The sequence below is a fragment of the Spiroplasma ixodetis genome, assembly GCF_040369795.1.
GTDB classification, from domain to species: Bacteria; Bacillota_I; Bacilli_A; order Mycoplasmatales; family VBWQ01; genus Spiroplasma_E; species Spiroplasma_E ixodetis_B.
The window spans coordinates 752,810-770,783 of record NZ_AP028955.1 but is presented as its reverse complement, the minus strand read 5'-3'; the positions used below and the strand labels follow the sequence as shown (position 1 = coordinate 770,783).

Here is a 17,974-nt window from a genome sequence, read left to right as displayed (position 1 = left end):
GTGTATCTTTTTACAAAGTTACTAGTTTAGATTAATTCTATCTTCAAATTTTATCATAAAATGAGCAATTGCTGTATTTCAATTTTGAATGGGCAGTGTTCATTTTTTTGTTATATTTTCAATTGCTAAGTAAAATATTTTAAAAACTGCCATATCATTTGGAAAAACTTTTTTATTTCTAATAACTTTTCATAATTGACTATTAACAGATTCAATAGCATTTGTTGTATAAATAACTCTTTTGATTTCTGCATGATAACTAATAAAAACCATTAAATTATCTCAATTTTTATATCATGATTTAGCAATTTGAGGATATTGTTTATTTCATTTACTTTCAAAAGATTCTAAAGCTTGCATCGCTGGTTCTTCACTACATGCACTATAAATTGGTTTTAAATCTGTAACTAGTGATTTTCTATGTTTGTATGAAACATATTTTAAACTATTTCTAATTTGATGAACTATGCATAATTGATGTTCGGTTTTAGGATAAACTCATTGTATTGCTTCTGACATTCCTGTTAAATTGTCACTACAAGCAATAAGAATATCATTTAAGCCTCGATTTTTCATTTCTGTGAAATTAGATAATCAAAAATTAGAACCTTCATTTTCACTAATTCATAAACCTAAAATATCTTTTTTACCTTCTAAATCAACTCCTATCGCTATATAAACTGATTTGTTAATAATGCGTTTATCTTGTCGTACTTTAACTACTATACAATCAAAATAAACAATCGGATAAATAATTTCTAATGGCCGATTTTGTCATGCTTTAACATCATCAATAACATCATCAGTAATTTGACTAATAACACTTTCGCTAATATCAGCACCATGATATAACTCTTGTAACTGCATTCTAATATCTGATAAAGTCATGCCTTTGACATATAATAGACATATTCCGTAAATAAATTTTTTAAAATTCAATTAATAATTTAAAATTTATTTTATAATTTCTTTATTAATAAATTAATAAGGTGTTGATAAAAATGAATTTTGAAAATTTAAAAAAATTAAAAAATGAACAATTTTATAGATATTTTGGTATAAAACGTTTTCATTTTGATGAAATGTTAACAAAATTAATTGAAATAGAAAATTTAAAAAAAACTAAAGGTAGAAAATATAAACTTTCAGTTGAAGAAAGATTGATGATGACTTTAGTATACTGAAAAGAATATTATACTTTTTTCCAAATTAGTATTAAATATAAAATGAGTGCATCAAGTTGTTTTCGAAATATTACTTGAGTAGAAAATAAACTTAGTGATGACAAAGATTATCAGTTTTTAAAAACAAAATATAAATCAAAAATTGAGAAAAAACAAGAAGATTTAAATGAATTTCAATTTTATTTAATTGATTCAACTGAAATTGAAATTGAAAGACCAACTAAAAAAATACAGTTAGAATATTTTTCTGGTAAAAGTTGAATGTTTTCTATAAAATTTCAAATTATATATGACTTTTTTAATAAAAAAATTGTTGATATTTTTGCTGATAATGGAAAAGTACATGATTTTCAAATATTAAAAAATTCAAATCTTGAATTTTCAGAAAAAACAATAATTATTGGTGATTTGGGATATCAAGGAATACAAAATATTTATAAAAATACTATATTACCAATTAAAAAAACTAAAAATAAAAAATTAACTAAACAAGAAAAAATCTACAATAAAATTATTTCAAAAATTAGAATTAAAGTTGAACATGTTTTTGCTTGATTAAAAAGATTCAAAATTTTAATAAATAAATGTAGAAAAAGTATATTTAGACTTATGTACTTAAGATTTAACTTACTTTGTGAAATTTTTAATAAAACAAAACCATTAAAATAAAAAAATATTAAAAATATTTTTTTAAAAATTTAAATTTTTATCAAGTTAATATAAAAATAATATTAACAATTTTTGTGTTTGAAATATAAATTTATTTTTAAAGTATTTTTTTTAAAAATATTAACTTCTATAATTATTAACACTAAAAAATTTATAAATATTATTATTGACAATTGATTAAATTTATTTACGGAATATGTCTAATGAAAGAACTTGTTGATCAAAACCATCAAATCTTCTTTGTCTTTTTGCAACTATTACTGGCTCAAAATTACTATTACGATCTCGTGGTACATTAATCTCAATTTTACCTTGTTGGGTTATTAATTTTTTTGAACTTATACCATTACGAGCATTTTCACTATTATTATGTTGATTTTTTTCATATCCTAAATAATTTTGCATTTCAGAATTCAACATTTTTTCAACTAATCTTTTTGTTAATTCTTTATATAAACCTCCCTCTTTAAAAACTGTTGTTAAATCTTCAGTATTTTCTAATAATAAATCTACTGCTTTTGATATTGGATCATTATTATTAATATTTTGTTTTTTAGACATACGTAACTCACTCTTTTTAGTTATTTAATTTTATTTACTAGAATTAATTAAACATAGTTATTTTTGTAAGTTACACAGATTACTAAACATTACCAAAAAAAGTTATTTGAAAATATTTTTAGTTAATTGGTATTGAAAAAATATTTGATTCTATTTTTGGTAGTCTTTTTAATAATGGTGGTAGTTGAGAATTATTAATTTTATTAATATTTAATCGATTACTTGTATCAATAGTATCATTTAATTTAATATTTATTTTTTCTAAGATTTTAATATTTTTATTAAATTTTTCATAATAATTTTTGACTAATTTTTCTAAATTTTCTTCAGTAATATTTGAATTTAATTGGAAAATTTAATTTTTTAAGTAAACATTACTTTAGTTAGCTATATATTTAGACCATTTATAATGAGCATCTTCTTCACTTGCTTTTATAGATAATTGTTCAATAATTTTTTCTATAAAATCATAATGTTCATATTTATTAAAATCATAACTAAAGACATATTCCATAAATAAATTTAATCAATTGTCAATAATAATATTTATAAATTTTTTAGTGTTAATAATTATAGAAGTTAATATTTTTAAAAAAATACTTTAAAAATAAATTTATATTTCAAACACAAAAATTGTTAATATTATTTTTATATTAACTTGATAAAAATTTAAATTTTTAAAAAAATATTAAAAATATTTTTTTATTTTAATGGTTTTGTTTTATTAAAAATTTCACAAAGTAAGTTAAATCTTAAGTACATAATTCTAAATATACTTTTTCTACATTTATTTATTAAAATTTTGAATCTTTTTAATCAAGCAAAAACATGTTCAACTTTAATTCTAATTTTTGAAATAATTTTATTGTAGATTTTTTCTTGTTTAGTTAATTTTTTATTTTTAGTTTTTTTAATTGGTAATATAGTATTTTTATAAATATTTTGTATTCCTTGATATCCCAAATCACCAATAATTATTGTTTTTTCTGAAAATTCAAGATTTGAATTTTTTAATATTTGAAAATCATGTACTTTTCCATTATCAGCAAAAATATCAACAATTTTTTTATTAAAAAAGTCATATATAATTTTAAATTTTATAGAAAACATTCAACTTTTACCAGAAAAATATTCTAACTGTAGTTTTTTTTAGTTGGTCTTTCAATTTCAATTTCAGTTGAATCAATTAAATAAAATTGAAATTAATTTAAATCTTCTTGTTTTTTCTCAATTTTTGATTTATATTTTGTTTTTAAAAACTGATAATCTTTGTCATCACTAAGTTTATTTTCTACTCAAGTAATATTTCGAAAACAACTTGATGCACTCATTTTATATTTAATACTCATTTGGAAAAAGTATAATATTCTTTTCAGTATACTAAAGTCATCATCAATCTTTCTTCAACTGAAAGTTTATATTTTCTACCTTTAGTTTTTTTTAAATTTTCTATTTCAATTAATTTTGTTAACATTTCATCAAAATGAAAACGTTTTATACCAAAATATCTATAAAATTGTTCATTTTTTAATTTTTTTAAATTTTCAAAATTCATTTTTATCAACACCTTATTAATTTATTAATAAAGAAATTATAAAATAAATTTTAAATTATTAATTGACTTTTAAAAAATTTATTTACGGAATATGTCTTAAGAATTAAAACTGGAATAGCAGAAGTTATTTCACATTCTTTATCAATTAAAAAAATACATTCTTCATTTCAAGATTTATTATGTTTACAACAAGGTTTTCATAAATTAAATCCAGTATTTTTTATACTTGGGTCAATTGAAAGTAAATAATTATTCATAATTTCTATACTCATTTTTATTATTATTTTTTAAATTTTTAAATCTTTCACGAATTTCTTTAAATTTATCAAATAATACTTTTAAATAATTTTCACTCATTAATATTAAAAAATCTTTATTATTACTTGGATTTAATTTTTCCATATCTTCTCTTATACATTCATCAAATAAAACTGTATTTGTAATCATATATTTTTCAAAATAATCTAATTGTTTTTCACTTGGTTCTCATTTTTCATTAGATTTTTTTATATTATTAACGTAATTATTTTGCGGTTTATTATTTTGAATTAAATTAACACTATCATTATCTGGGTCAAGTTCATCTTCGCTTAATAAAAGTAAATTAATTAAGAAATATCTATAAGCATAAGTTTCTGCACTATCTTTCGCTTTTGCTATATCTGTATTTTTAGCGCAAGCAAGTATATCAAAATATTTTAATTCTTTATCATTATCTAAATCAATAATTGTATATCTTTTAAAATAAGTTATTTCTACTTCTTTAGTATCTAAATAATTAATTTTTCTATCTGTTGTTAATATATCTTCATGTGTAATAACAATATTTAATTTTTTACATAATAATTTAAATTTATTAAACATATCACTTAATAATCAATATTTATAATTTCCAAATTTATTAAAACCATTTTTAGGTGTACTACCAATTTCTAACTGTAATTTAAGTATTTTTTTATATAAATTATTCATTATAATCACTCTTTCTATTTATTGCTTTTTTAATTAAAATTCTTATAAAACCATTAATTTTCATATTTTTTTCTTCACAAATTTCTTTTAATTTTTCATAATCTTTTTCAGTAAATCTTAAATGAATAATAATTTGTTTAATCATTAAATCTTCTGGTTTCTTTTTAGGTGCTGCTGTCATATTTATTCACTACTTTCTTCTTTCAAAAATAATTCTTTAATTCTTTGACCATATTTACCATTTTCTATATCTTTAAAAAATATTTGTAAATCATTTTTGATATCTTGAAAATCTTTATTTTGCATATTATTAAACTCCTTTAAAATTTTCTAATTGTAATTCATTAATATAATATTCATATAAAGAATCTCAATTATTTGATGTTAAATACATATCTTCTTCAATCATGTCATTAATACATTTATTACAATAATAATTATTATCAATTTCACTAATTCATATATATTTTTCATTATGTATATTAAATTTCATCATTATCACTCATTAATTTATAAAAACATTTATTACAAGTTCTATTTCCATATGATGAATTTTTATGACAAATATCACATGAACCTTTAATTCTATATTCTCTACATTCCATAATTATTAATCCCTTTCTATAATTTTTAATATTTCATCTATTTAAATATATTTTTGATTTTTAAGTAATTTTTCATTACATAAATTTTTTATTAATTCTATTTTTTCAACATTTAATAACATATTAATTTCCTTTAATACTTTAAATAAAATATTTTTTCATTATGAGTATTTATATTTTTCATTGGTGTAACAATATAATTAATTGCTAAATCATTATCGTTATATGGATTATTTATTTTAAAACTTTTCATGCCTTGTTCTCATGTAATGTTATATTTAAAACATTCTTGATTTTTATCATTTTTAAAAATATAATAACCATTATATTGTTCATAAAATTAACAAGATATTAATTCATTTTCATTTCTAGTAATATTTGGAATATTTTTAATATATTTTAAAATATCACTACCTTTAACACTTTCAATATCTTTTGTAATTGATTTTTTACCTAATTTATAATAAAAATCTTCAATTATTTTTAATGCTATTTTTTTATTTTTTTCATCAATAATAGTATCTTTAATAGGAAATCATGTTTCATATTCACCAATTTCTAATAACATACCTTTAGTTGTTTCTTTAATTTTATTTTTAATATCTAAATTAACATTAATCATTACGTATCCTTTCTATGTATAAGCCTTTTATCACTGTAGGTGATAAGGCTTATATACTACTAACTACTTATCTACTATACGCAAGGCTTATGCTACTGTAAGTAGCAAAGCCTTGGAGGGTAGGGGTTCTAGGGGAAGGGAACCAAAAAAATATCAAATTGTAAAATAGCAATACAAAAATTACTATTGGAATATTCCAGTACAATAGTCTAAATAATTTTTTTATTTAGTTATGTAATAATTAATTACTTTAATAAAGTGCTGGTTTAATAAAATAATTAATTATAATTGTTTAACAATTAAAAAATGAGAGTGTTATCTCTCATTTAAGTTCTTATTAAATCTAACCATTAACTTGATACGCCCATATAAATTTCACTTTCTTCATAAAGATTTAATAATTTTGATAAATGATCACCAACTCCACCCTCATCATTAGTTTTAGTAGTAATATCATCGGCAATACTTTTAATAACAATATTACCATTTTTCATTGCTACACCATAGCCAACTTCCATCAACATTTCTTTATCATTAATTTCATCACCATAAGCAATAACATCTCTAATATCAACATTATAATATTGAGCCAAAATGCGAGCTGTCATTCCTTTATCAATAAATTTACTTGAAATTTCAAAGATTAGTTTATTATTATCATAGCGATTTCAAGTATTTACCTTAATTGATTTTGAATATTTTTCTAAGTCACGATATACTTGATCAAGATTGGTATTTTCTTTAAATTCAATTAAAATGACATTAGCGTTCCCTTTTCAATCACGAATTAATTTACTAATTGTAAAAGTATCATTTTCAATAGTATCTAAATGAAAATAAGTTTCAAAGAAATCATCTTTTTTTCAACATACTGCTTTGTTGTAATATTCAATAACCGCGTTTTCAATTTGTTGAAAAATATAGTCTTCATTTAAAATATGTTTAACAATTGTTTCAGAAATTGGAAAAACTAATCGTTTGAATTTTTTGATTTTTGGATCATGAATATGGCCACCATTAAAATTGCATAGTAATGTATTAAGACCTAATTCACGATAAAATTTAATTGATCCACGATAAGGTCGACCAGTGACAATAGAAACAATATGACCTTCTTTTTGAGCATCAATTAGTGCTTTTTTAGTATTAATATGAATTTCTCGACCGCCACTTTTTAGTAGAGTACCATCTAAATCAACTAGGATTAAATGTTTTTGTTTTTTATTGTATAAAGACATTGTCTCTTCCTCCTATCTTTCTTTCTCGATAAAATTAATACCCATTGTGTCTTGAACAAAGTTTAATTTTTTAGTAGCAATATTATTAGCAAAATTTGCACCTTCTTCTAAATATTTTGCTAATTGTGATGATTTTTCATTAATAAATTCTTGGTGTTTTTTTTGCATTGGTTCTAATAAATCATTTATTACTTTAATTACTTCTTCTTTTAAAAAACCATAATTGTGATTGCTGAAGTATTGTTCACAAGTTTTGATATCTTTTTTAGTAATGCTAGCATAAATAGTTAATAAATTACTAACTCCAGGCTTATGTTCTGGATTAAATTTAATAATATTTTCTGAATCAGTAACTGCTTTTTTAATTTTATTGGTAACTTCTTGTTTGCTATCGCTTAAAAAAATAGTATTTCTTAGATTAGTATCAGATTTTGACATTTTTTTTTCAGGTTCTTGTAAACTCATAATTTTCTGTGCTTGTTTATCAATAATGATTTTAGGAATTTTGAATAAATCAGTTTTATAATTGTTATTCATTCTTGTTGCTAAAGTTTTTGTCAATTCTAAATGTTGAGTTTGATCCACACCAACTGGCACAAAATCAGCGTCATATAGTAAAATATCAGCAGCCATTAATGCTGGATATGTAAGAATACCTGTTCGAATACTAATCGTTTTATTTTGTTGATTTGTCATTTTTTGACTTTTATCTTTAAATTGTGTCATTCGTTCTAATTCACCGACATAACTATTACATAATAATATATATCCTAATTGACTATGGGCTAAAACATCAGATTGAATAAAAATATGAGATTTATTTGGTATAATACCAGCAGCAAAATATCAAGCAGCAATATCTTTAATATTATCTCTTAATTCTTGTGCTTTTATTGGTAGTGTTAATCCATGTAAATTTGCAACAAATATTAAGAGTTCATGTTCTTCTTGCAATTTTAAAAAAATATTAATTGCTCCCAAGTAGTTACCAAGAGTTAATTTTCCAGTGCTAGTTATTCCGGATATAATACGAGCCATATATTTTGCTTCCTCCAAATTAATTTTTTAATATAATTAATTATCAATGATAAAGTTAAATAATTCAATTAATTATATTAAAATTTGTTTGATTTTAATATAATAAAAACATAAATTAAAAATAGTTTTTGACCTATTGTTTTATTTTTTAAGAGTAATGATTTTTTTATTTTATAAAGGAGTTTTTTATGTTATTTGGAGAAGAAAAATATAATGATTATTTACAAAAATATTTAAAGAAAATAAAAGATCGAAACAATGTGAAAGAATATCTTCAAACTCTTAGTTTAAAACTTGAGGAATTAGAAATCAAGAAACAAAATATTGTTGAAAATCAAAGCAAGTTTTGAATCTGAAAGAAAACAACTAAAAGATATATTGAAGAAAGCTGAAAGTCAATTAAGAAATATCAAAGATAGTGAAGATAAAAAAACATTTATTGAACAATATGTTAATCATATGACTGATAAATTAAAAGTAGTTAATGAATATATGTATAGCTAAATAAAGTAATGTTTACTCATATCTTGAAAAAAATCAATAGCTTTTTTAATATTTGGTCAATAATTTGGTAATATTTTTCTTATATTATGTTTTATAGCAAATCAAAAATGTTCAATTGGATTTAAATTAAGAGAATATGGTGGAAGAAATAATAGTTTGCATCCAGCATTTTCAATTAATTGTTGTGTTAATTTAGATTTATGAAACGTTGCATTATCTAAAACTATAATTTGTCCACGGTTTAATACTGGAATTAGTATATTTTTTACATATGATTCAAAAATTTTACTGTTGCAATGTCCTTCAAATGCTCATAGGGCTTTTAATTTACCTTTATTTAGTGAGCCGATTATACTCATTCTTTTTATTTTATATGCGGGTTTATTATCAAATAATCTTTTACCTTTTTCAGATCAACCATATTTATAAAATTCATTATCATCAATTCCAGATTCATCAATATATACTAAATCTTCATTCATTATTTTAGCTATTTCTTTTAAAAAATCTTCTTGTTTATTTTTATCTCTTTGTTCATATAGAAAAGTTTTTTTATATGTATAATTTAGTTTTTTCAAATAGTTATAAACTGTTTCTTTAGTCATATCACCAAATTTTTCAATTACTTTTTGAACTGTAACATCTTTATTTTGCGCTAAATAATTTTTTAATTCATCTAAATCCTTTATTTTGTGGCTATGTCCTTTTTGATAATTCAAAATTGGTTTTATATGCCCAGTTTCTTTTTTTCTTTTTCTTCATAAGAATAAAGTCTTTCTAGTAATATTGAACACTTTACAAATTTCTTTAATTTTCATGTTTTTACTTTCATAGGCTTCTATTATTTTTTTTCGTAAGTCTTCACTGTATGGTTTTGGCATAATTTAATCTTCCTAATCTATTTTAAATATTACTGAATTGTACTTTTAAATTCAAAAACTGTTTAAATTACATATTATTATTTTACATTATTTATGAGTAAACATTACTTTAGTTAGATATATATGACTTTTTTAATAAAAAAATTGTTGATATTTTTGCTGATAATGGAAAAGTACATGATTAATTATTAACACTAAAAAATTTATAAATATTATTATTGACAATTGATTAAATTTATTTACGGAATATGTCTAATGATGAAATACTTTAACCCCCAAACAAGTAGAGGTTGTTAAAAATGAGGCAAAAAAATGATGAAATAACTTAACACCAGAACAAAGAAAAATAAAATTATTAGAAAAACAAACATATCAAAAAAAGATGATACTCCTTTATTGTGTGATTTTGATCAAAATATAAAAAATAAATTAGACTGCATGCAGTCTATGAAAACATCAACTTCTGTTCTTAAAAAAGATAATTTTAATATATAGATTTTTTCTTTTCTCAAATGTCTTGTTTTTTAAAATTAACAATGTAAAATAAAATACATAATTAATTTAAAATATAAAAAAGTAAAATTAAATGGTAATTTAGAGACTTAGTGGTTGCTGTAAACTAAGCAAGTTTAATTTGAAGGTAGCTTATATTATTAGTAATTTAAATAATAATTAAGTGCATTTACTTTGTAAATGAATTAGGATGGTACCGCGTTAAGAAACGTTCCTATTTGTGGAATGTTTTTTTATTTTAAAAAGGAGTATAACAAATGAATAGAAATTTAAACAAAAAATATAATCATATTGAAATTGAAAAAGATCGTTATCAACAATGAGTAAAATCTGGATTATTTAAGGCAAATTTTAGCTCTATTAATCCTACATTTTCTATTATCTTACCACCACCCAATGTAACCGGACTTTTACATTTAGGTCATGCTTGAGATAGTACTATCCAAGATTTATTAATTCGTTATAAACGTTTACAAGGATTTAATACTTTATTTATACCCGGTATGGATCATGCTGGCATTGCCACTCAGGTTAAAGTTGCACAACGTATTAAAGAAGAACAAAAACTTAATTTGCAAGAATTAGGTAAAGATAAATTTTTACAACAAGCATGAAAATGAAAAACAGAATATGAACAAAACATAAGAAAACAGTGAGCAAAACTTGGCTTAGCATTAGATTATTCGCATGAAGTATTTACTTTAGATGAAAATGTTAAGCAAGCAGTTAATGAAGTATTTGTAAAGTTATATAAAGAAGGTTTAGTTTATCGAGGAAAAAAGATAGTAAATTGAGATCCAGAATTAAAAACCGCTATTTCTAATATTGAAGTGAATTATCATGAAACAAAAGGAAAAATGTATTATTTAAAATATTTTATAGAAAATAGTAGTGAATTTATTACTATTGCTACTACCAGACCAGAAACAATGTTTGCTGATCAGTGTATAGTTGTAAATAGTAAAGATAAACGTTATTTACAATTTATTGGTAAAATGGTTATTAATCCGGCTAATAAAATGTTAATTAAAGTTATTGCTGATGATTATGTTGATATGAATTTTGGAACGGGTGCTATGAAATGTACACCGGCTCATGATGCTAATGACTATGAAATTGCATTACGTCACAATTTAGCAATGCCTATTTGTATGAATGTTGATGGAACTATGAATGAATTAGCACAATCATATATCAATCAAGATCGAATGGTATGTTGTAAACAATTAGTTGAACAATTAAGAAAAGAAAATTTAGTTGTAAAGGTTGAAGACCATCTTCATCAAGTCGGTTATTCAGAAAGAAGTAACGCTATTATTGAACCATATTTATCACAACAATGATTCATAAAAATGAAACCATTAGTTGAAATGATTATTGATAAACAAAAAAATAAGAAAACAAAGATTGATTTTCATCCAATATTATTTGAACAACAACTTTTGCAGTGATTAAATAATATTCAAGATTGATGTATTTCCCGTCAATTGTGATGGGGTCATTCGCTTCCGGTTTGATATCATAAAAAAACTAAGAAAATTTATGTTGATACTAACCCGCCATCACCAATTAACGATTATATTCAAGAATCAGACGTATTAGATACATGATTTTCTAGCGGTTTATGACCTTTTGTAACCTTGGGTTGACCACAAAATAATGTTGATTTGCAAAAATATTATCCAATATCAGTATTAGTTACTGCTTATGATATTTTATTTTTTTGAGTTGCACGAATGATGTTTATGGGTTGAAAATTTACTAATCAAAAACCATTTACTAATGTTTTAATTCATGGTTTAATTCGTGATGAACAAGGTAGAAAAATGTCAAAATCATTAAATAATGGAATTGTTCCAATGGAAGTTATTAAAAAGTATGGTGCGGATGCTTTACGTTACTTTTTAGTTAGCAATTGTGCTCCCGGTCAAGATTTAAGATTTAGTATTACTAAAGTTGAGTCAGCTTGAAATTTCAATAATAAGTTATGAAACGCTGCACGTTATGTACTAATGAATATTGATGATAAGTTTCAATTGGATCAAAATATTGTCTATAATAATTCGTTATCATTTATTGATCAATGAATTTTGCAAGAACTTAATCAATTGATTATTTATGTAGAGCGATATATGGAAAAATATGAATTTGTTTTAGTAGTTAAAGCACTATCAAATTTTATATGAAATAAATATTGTTCTTGATATATTGAATTAAATAAAGTTAATTTACAAAATCAAGAGCAACAAAGTAACTCATTACAAACATTATATTATGTTTTACAGCAAATTATTATTATGGTTCATCCCTTTATTCCCTTTATTACAGAAGCAATTTATGAAGAAATGGGGTATAAAAATAGCATTTTAACAAATAAGTTTCCTAAAGTTAAAGTTATGGAAAAAAAAAAGATGTAACACAATTTGTTGAAATATTAATTGAAATTATTGGTAATATTCGAGAAATTCGTAAAGAACTTAATTTATCTTTAAAATTACCGTTAACTATTCATATCAATACGACTAATTATTTTTTTGAAGTAGAAAAAAATACTTTAAATCCTTATTTATTACAATTAACTAATAGTCAAATTGTTACTATTAGTGATAGTCCGTTGTCTGTTAATAATAAAATAATTAAAATTATTAATTCAGCAGTAATAGAAATTAATGTTTCAAATTTATTTAATAAAGAAGAACAATTAGCGAAATTAAAAGGGGAATTAGTTTGTATTGAAAATGAAATAAAACGTAGTAAAGATATTTTAAATAACCAACAATTTTTAGCAAAGGCACCACCAACAAAAGTTGAAATAGAAAAGCAGAAATTAGAAAAGTATCAAAATCAAAAAAAATTAATCAATGCCAAGATTAAAGAATTATAAAAAACTTTTATTTTAATTCAAGTTGAAAAATTTCATTATTTTCCAATTTAATATCATCAATACCTACTGAAAAATCAATAAATTCTTTACCATTTCAATGCTCAATAGACATATTCTGTAAATAAATTTTTTAAAAGTCAATTAATAATTTAAAATTTATTTTATAATTTCTTTATTAATAAATTAATAAGGCGTTGATAAAAATGAATTTTGAAAATTTAAAAAAATTAAAAAATGAACAATTTTATAGATATTTTGGTATAAAACGTTTTCATTTTGATGAAATGTTAACAAAATTAATTGAAATAGAAAATTTAAAAAAAACTAAAGGTAGAAAATATAAACTTTCAGTTGAAGAAAGATTGATGATGACTTTAGTATACCGAAAAGAATATTATACTTTTTTCCAAATGAGTATTAAATATAAAATGAGTGCATCAAGTCGTTTTCGAAATATTACTTGAGTAGAAAATAAACTTAGTGATGACAAAGATTATCAGTTTTTAAAAACAAAATATAAATCAAAAATTGAGAAAAAACAAGAAGATTTAAATGAATTTCAATTTTATTTAATTGATTCAACTAAAATTGAAATTGAAAGACCAACTAAAAAAAACTACAGTTAGAATATTTTTCTGGTAAAAGTTGAATGTTTTCTATAAAATTTCAAATTATATATGACTTTTTTAATAAAAAAATTGTTGATATTTTTGCTGATAATGGAAAAGTACATGATTTTCAAATATTAAAAAATTCAAATCTTGAATTTTCAGAAAAAACAATAATTATTGGTGATTTGGGATATCAAGGAATACAAAATATTTATAAAAATACTATATTACCAATTAAAAAAACTAAAAATAAAAAATTAACTAAACAAGAAAAAATCTACAATAAAATTATTTCAAAAATTAAAATTAAAGTTGAACATGTTTTTGCTTGATTAAAAAGATTCAAAATTTTAATAAATAAATGTAGAAAAAGTATATTTAGACTTATGTACTTAAGATTTAACTTACTTTGTGAAATTTTTAATAAAACAAAACCATTAAAATAAAAAAATATTTTTAATATTTTTTTAAAAATTTAAATTTTTATCAAGTTAATATAAAAATAATATTAACAATTTTTGTGTTTGAAATATAAATTTATTTTTAAAGTATTTTTTTAAAAATATTAACTTCTATAATTATTAACACTAAAAAATTTATAAATATTATTATTGACAATTGATTAAATTTATTTACGGAATATGTCTAATGAATACAAAATATTTATAAAAATACTATATTACCAATTAAAAAAACTAAAAATAAAAAATTAACTAAACAAGAAAAAATCTACAATAAAATTATTTCAAAAATTAGAATGAGGCTTTTTAAAAATCTGTGTATCTTTTTACAAATTTACTAGTTTAGATTAATTCTATCTTCAAATTTTATCATAAAATGAGCAATTGCTGTATTTCAATTTTGAATGGGCATTGTTCATTTTTTTGTTATATTTTCAATTGCTAAGTAAAATATTTTAAAAACTGCCATATCATTTGGAAAAACTTTTTTATTTATAATAACTTTTCGTAATTGACTATTAACAGATTCAATAGCATTTGTTGTATAAATCACTCTTTTGATTTCTGCAGGATAACTAATAAAAACCATTAAATTATCTCAATTTTTATATCATGATTTAGCAATTTGAGGATATTGTTTATTTCATTTACTTTCAAAAGATTCTAAAGCTTGCATTGCTTGTTCTTCGCTACATGCACTATAAATTGGTTTTAAATCTGTAACTAGTGATTTTCTATGTTTGTATGAAACATATTTTAAACTATTTCTAATTTGATGAACTATGCATAATTGATGTTCGGTTTTAGGATAAACTGATTGTATTGCTTCTGACATTCCTGTTAAATTGTCACTACAAGCAATATCATTTAAGCCTCGATTTTTCATTTCTGTGAAATTAGATAATCAAAACTTAGAACCTTCATTTTCACTAATTAATAAACCTAAAATATCTTTTTTTACCTTCTAAATCAACTCCTAGTGCTATATAAACTGATTTGTTAATAATGCGTTTATCTTGTCGTACTTTAACTACTATACAATCAAAATAAACAATCGGATAAACACTTTCTAATGGCCGATTTTGTCATGCTTTAACATCATCAATAACATCATCAGTAATTTGACTAATAACACTTTCGCTAATATTAGCACCATGATATAACTCTTGTAACTGCATTCTAATATCTGATAAAGTCATGCCTTTGGCATATAATGAAAGAACTTGTTGATCAAAAGGTAATTTTTAGTAATCTGTGTAACTTACAAAAATAACTATGTTTAATTAATTCTAGTAAATAAAATTAAATAAATAGAAAGAGTGAGTTACTTATGTCTAAAAAACAAAATATTAATAATAATGTTCCAATATCAAAAGCAGTAGATTTATTATTAGAAAATACTGAAGATTTAACAACAGTTTTTAAAGAGGGAGGTTTATATAAAGAATTAACAAAAAGATTAGTTGAAAAAATGTTGAATTCTGAAATGCAAAATTATTTAGGATATGAAAAAAATCAACATAATACTAGTGAAAATGCTCGTAATGGTATAAATTAAAAAAAATTAATAACCCAACAAGGTAAAATTGAGATTAATGTACCACGAGATCGTAATAGTAATTTTGAGCCAGTAATAGTTGCAAAAAGACAAAGAAGATTTGATGGTTTTGATCAACAAGTTCTTTCGTTATATGCCAAAGGCATGACTTTATCAGATATTAGAATGCAGTTACAAGAGTTATATCATGGTGCTGATATTAGCGAAAGTGTTATTAGTCAAATTACTGATGATGTTATTGATGATGTTAAAGCATGACAAAATCGGCCATTAGAAATTGTTTATACGATTGTTTATTTTGGTTGTATAGTAGTTAAAGTACGACAAGATAAACGCATTATTAACAAATCAGTTTATATAGCACTAGGAGTTGATTTAGAAGGTAAAAAAGATGTTTTAGGTTTATGAATTAGTGAAAATGAAGGTTCTAAGTTTTGATTATCTAATTTCACAGAAATGAAAAATCGAGGCTTAAATGATATTATTATTGCTTGTAGTGACAATTTAACAGAAATGTCAGAAGCGATACAATCAGTTTATCCTAAAACCGAACATCAATTATGCATAGTTCATCAAATTAGAAATAGTTTAAAATATGTTTCATACAAACATAGAAAATAACTAGTTACAGATTTAAAACCAATTTATAGTGCATGTAGTTAAGAACAAGCAATGCAAGCTTTAGAATCTTTTGAAAGTAAATGGAATAAACAATATCCTCAAATTGCTAAATCATGATATAAAAATTGAGATAATTTAATGGTTTTTATTAGTTATCCTGCAGAAATCAAAAGAGTGAGTTATACAACAGATGCTATTGAATCTGTTAATAGTCAATTACGAAAAGTTATTAGAAATAAAAAAGTTTTTCCAAATGATATGGCAGTTTTTAAAATATTTTACTTAGCAATTGAAAATATAACAAAAAAATGAAAAATGCCCATTCAAAATTGAAATACAGCAATTGCTCATTTTATGATAAAATTTGAAGATATAATTAATCTAAACTAGTAACTTTGTAAAAAGATACACAGATTTTTAAAAAGCCTCAATAAATTTTTTAAAAGTCAATTAATAATTTAAAATTTATTTTATAATTTCTTTATTAATAAATTAATAAGGTGTTGATAAAAATGAATTTTGAAAATTTAAAAAAATTAAAAAATGAACAATTTTATAGATATTTTGGTATAAAACGTTTTCATTTTGATGAAATGTTAACAAAATTAATTGAAATAGAAAATTTAAAAAAACTAAAGGTAGAAAATATAAACTTTCAGTTGAAGAAAGATTGATGATGACTTTAGTATACTGAAAAGAATATTATACTTTTTTCCAAATGAGTATTAAATATAAAATGAGTGCATCAAGTTGTTTTCGAAATATTACTTGAGTAGAAAATAAACTTAGTGATGACAAAGATTATCAGTTTTTAAAAACAAAATATAAATCAAAAATTGAGAAAAAACAAGAAGATTTAAATGAATTTCAATTTTATTTAATTGATTAAACTGAAATTGAAATTGAAAGACCAACTAAAAAAAACTACAGTTAGAATATTTTTCTGGTAAAAGTTGAATGTTTTCTATAAAATTTCAAATTATATATGACTTTTTAATAAAAAAATTGTTGATATTTTTGCTGATAATGGAAAAGTACATGATTTTCAAATATTAAAAAATTCAAATCTTGAATTTTCAGAAAAAACAATAATTATTGGTGATTTGGGATATCAAGGAATACAAAATATTTATAAAAATACTATATTACCAATTAAAAAAACTAAAAATAAAAAATTAACTAAACAAGAAAAAATCTACAATAAAATTATTTCAAAAATTAGAATTAAAGTTGAACATGTTTTTGCTTGATTAAAAAGATTCAAAATTTTAATAAATAAATGTAGAAAAAGTATATTTAGACTTATGCACTTAAGATTTAACTTACTTTGTGAAATTTTTAATAAAACAAAACCATTAAAATAAAAAAATATTTTTAATATTTTTTTAAAAATTTAAATTTTTATCAAGTTAATATAAAAATAAGATTAACAATTTTTGTGTTTGAAATATAAATTTATTTTTAAAGTATTTTTTTAAAAATATTAACTTCTATAAT

General features: G+C 21.5%; 23 protein-coding genes and 2 pseudogenes. 9 read left to right on the top strand and 16 right to left on the bottom strand.

Features of this window, described 5'->3' with window-relative positions; all coding sequences use genetic code 4:
• Nucleotides 1–21: 21 nt before the first annotated feature.
• The gene (locus ABWV63_RS05615; RefSeq protein ID WP_353305547.1) at nucleotides 22–939 is read right to left on the bottom strand and encodes an IS256 family transposase; all 918 of its coding nucleotides are present in this window, start codon (nucleotides 937–939) and stop codon (nucleotides 22–24) included.
• A gap of 62 nt (nucleotides 940–1,001) precedes the next feature.
• Here ABWV63_RS05615 and ABWV63_RS05610 point away from each other — a divergent pair, with 62 nt between their 5' ends.
• On the top strand, nucleotides 1,002–1,853 hold the full coding sequence (locus tag ABWV63_RS05610; RefSeq protein WP_353305546.1) for a transposase family protein: 852 nt from the start codon (nucleotides 1,002–1,004) through the stop codon (nucleotides 1,851–1,853).
• 183 nt (nucleotides 1,854–2,036) lie between these two features.
• Here ABWV63_RS05610 and ABWV63_RS05605 read toward each other — a convergent pair whose 3' ends face one another.
• From ABWV63_RS05605 to trpS, 12 genes are all read right to left on the bottom strand, one after another.
• A complete protein-coding gene (locus ABWV63_RS05605; RefSeq protein ID WP_353305545.1) occupies nucleotides 2,037–2,414 on the bottom strand; it encodes a transposase in 378 nt (125 codons plus the stop codon).
• Nucleotides 2,415–3,116: 702 nt separating this feature from the next.
• Nucleotides 3,117–3,524, bottom strand: coding sequence for a transposase family protein (locus tag ABWV63_RS05600; protein WP_353305544.1), 408 nt, complete (start codon nucleotides 3,522–3,524; stop codon nucleotides 3,117–3,119).
• Between the two features lie 92 nt (nucleotides 3,525–3,616).
• Entirely contained in the window at nucleotides 3,617–3,763 is a 147-nt protein-coding gene (locus ABWV63_RS05595) for a hypothetical protein (RefSeq protein ID WP_353305543.1), read from the bottom strand.
• The gene (locus tag ABWV63_RS05590) at nucleotides 3,706–3,969 is read right to left on the bottom strand and encodes a hypothetical protein (RefSeq protein WP_353305542.1); all 264 of its coding nucleotides are present in this window, start codon (nucleotides 3,967–3,969) and stop codon (nucleotides 3,706–3,708) included. The genes ABWV63_RS05595 and ABWV63_RS05590 overlap by 58 nt, the downstream gene beginning before the upstream one ends.
• 249 nt (nucleotides 3,970–4,218) lie before the next feature.
• Nucleotides 4,219–4,941 (bottom strand): ERF family protein, encoded by a 723-nt coding sequence (locus tag ABWV63_RS05585; RefSeq protein ID WP_353305541.1) that lies wholly within the window; start codon nucleotides 4,939–4,941, stop codon nucleotides 4,219–4,221.
• Nucleotides 4,934–5,122, bottom strand: a complete 189-nt coding sequence (locus tag ABWV63_RS05580) for a hypothetical protein (RefSeq protein WP_353305540.1) — start codon at nucleotides 5,120–5,122, stop codon at nucleotides 4,934–4,936. Before ABWV63_RS05580 ends, ABWV63_RS05585 begins: the two co-directional genes overlap by 8 nt.
• A 2-nt stretch (nucleotides 5,123–5,124) precedes the next feature.
• A complete protein-coding gene (locus tag ABWV63_RS05575; protein WP_353305539.1) occupies nucleotides 5,125–5,247 on the bottom strand; it encodes a hypothetical protein in 123 nt (40 codons plus the stop codon).
• Nucleotides 5,248–5,251: 4 nt separating this feature from the next.
• Complete coding sequence (locus ABWV63_RS05570; protein WP_353305538.1) at nucleotides 5,252–5,434, bottom strand: hypothetical protein; 183 nt, start codon at nucleotides 5,432–5,434, stop codon at nucleotides 5,252–5,254.
• Complete coding sequence (locus ABWV63_RS05565) at nucleotides 5,424–5,546, bottom strand: hypothetical protein (RefSeq protein WP_353305537.1); 123 nt, start codon at nucleotides 5,544–5,546, stop codon at nucleotides 5,424–5,426. The genes ABWV63_RS05570 and ABWV63_RS05565 overlap by 11 nt, the downstream gene beginning before the upstream one ends.
• A 340-nt stretch (nucleotides 5,547–5,886) precedes the next feature.
• Nucleotides 5,887–6,168 carry a hypothetical protein gene (locus tag ABWV63_RS05560; RefSeq protein ID WP_353305536.1) on the bottom strand — a complete coding sequence of 94 codons (282 nt, stop codon included), beginning with the start codon at nucleotides 6,166–6,168 and terminating at the stop codon, nucleotides 5,887–5,889.
• Between the two features lie 350 nt (nucleotides 6,169–6,518).
• Nucleotides 6,519–7,406: an HAD-IIB family hydrolase gene (locus tag ABWV63_RS05555; protein WP_353305535.1), complete on the bottom strand. Its 888-nt coding sequence runs from the start codon at nucleotides 7,404–7,406 to the stop codon at nucleotides 6,519–6,521.
• 12 nt (nucleotides 7,407–7,418) lie between these two features.
• Nucleotides 7,419–8,444 (bottom strand): tryptophan--tRNA ligase, encoded by a 1,026-nt coding sequence (gene trpS / locus ABWV63_RS05550; protein ID WP_353305534.1) that lies wholly within the window; start codon nucleotides 8,442–8,444, stop codon nucleotides 7,419–7,421.
• Between the two features lie 188 nt (nucleotides 8,445–8,632).
• Here trpS and ABWV63_RS05545 point away from each other — a divergent pair, with 188 nt between their 5' ends.
• On the top strand, nucleotides 8,633–8,863 hold the full coding sequence (locus tag ABWV63_RS05545; protein WP_353305533.1) for a hypothetical protein: 231 nt from the start codon (nucleotides 8,633–8,635) through the stop codon (nucleotides 8,861–8,863).
• Nucleotides 8,864–8,944: 81 nt separating this feature from the next.
• On the opposite strand, the gene ABWV63_RS05540 is transcribed toward ABWV63_RS05545, so the two are convergent.
• Nucleotides 8,945–9,829, bottom strand: a complete 885-nt coding sequence (locus ABWV63_RS05540; protein WP_353305532.1) for an IS630 family transposase — start codon at nucleotides 9,827–9,829, stop codon at nucleotides 8,945–8,947.
• A 770-nt stretch (nucleotides 9,830–10,599) separates the two neighbouring features.
• On the opposite strand from ABWV63_RS05540, the pseudogene ABWV63_RS05535 reads away from it, so the two are divergent.
• The 3 genes and pseudogenes from ABWV63_RS05535 (at nucleotide 10,600) to ABWV63_RS05525 (ending at nucleotide 14,283) form a co-directional block, all read left to right on the top strand.
• Nucleotides 10,600–13,226: pseudogene (locus tag ABWV63_RS05535) on the top strand (valine--tRNA ligase).
• A gap of 203 nt (nucleotides 13,227–13,429) precedes the next feature.
• Nucleotides 13,430–13,852 carry a transposase family protein gene (locus ABWV63_RS05530; RefSeq protein WP_353305531.1) on the top strand — a complete coding sequence of 141 codons (423 nt, stop codon included), beginning with the start codon at nucleotides 13,430–13,432 and terminating at the stop codon, nucleotides 13,850–13,852.
• A 23-nt stretch (nucleotides 13,853–13,875) separates the two neighbouring features.
• A complete protein-coding gene (locus ABWV63_RS05525; RefSeq protein ID WP_353305530.1) occupies nucleotides 13,876–14,283 on the top strand; it encodes a transposase family protein in 408 nt (135 codons plus the stop codon).
• Between the two features lie 352 nt (nucleotides 14,284–14,635).
• Here the strand turns inward: ABWV63_RS05525 and ABWV63_RS05520 are convergent, their stop codons facing one another.
• Nucleotides 14,636–15,202, bottom strand: coding sequence for a transposase (locus tag ABWV63_RS05520; RefSeq protein WP_353307190.1), 567 nt, complete (start codon nucleotides 15,200–15,202; stop codon nucleotides 14,636–14,638).
• Between the two features lie 25 nt (nucleotides 15,203–15,227).
• Nucleotides 15,228–15,497: a transposase gene (locus tag ABWV63_RS05515; protein ID WP_353305529.1), complete on the bottom strand. Its 270-nt coding sequence runs from the start codon at nucleotides 15,495–15,497 to the stop codon at nucleotides 15,228–15,230.
• 131 nt (nucleotides 15,498–15,628) lie between these two features.
• Here ABWV63_RS05515 and ABWV63_RS05510 point away from each other — a divergent pair.
• From ABWV63_RS05510 to ABWV63_RS05495, 4 genes and pseudogenes are all read left to right on the top strand, one after another.
• A pseudogene (locus ABWV63_RS05510) lies at nucleotides 15,629–16,867 on the top strand (IS256 family transposase).
• 122 nt (nucleotides 16,868–16,989) lie between these two features.
• Nucleotides 16,990–17,163, top strand: coding sequence for a hypothetical protein (locus tag ABWV63_RS05505; protein WP_353305528.1), 174 nt, complete (start codon nucleotides 16,990–16,992; stop codon nucleotides 17,161–17,163).
• Nucleotides 17,148–17,366, top strand: coding sequence for a transposase family protein (locus tag ABWV63_RS05500; protein ID WP_353305527.1), 219 nt, complete (start codon nucleotides 17,148–17,150; stop codon nucleotides 17,364–17,366). Before ABWV63_RS05505 ends, ABWV63_RS05500 begins: the two co-directional genes overlap by 16 nt.
• A 64-nt stretch (nucleotides 17,367–17,430) precedes the next feature.
• Complete coding sequence (locus tag ABWV63_RS05495) at nucleotides 17,431–17,841, top strand: transposase family protein (protein WP_353305526.1); 411 nt, start codon at nucleotides 17,431–17,433, stop codon at nucleotides 17,839–17,841.
• Nucleotides 17,842–17,974 lie beyond the last annotated feature (133 nt).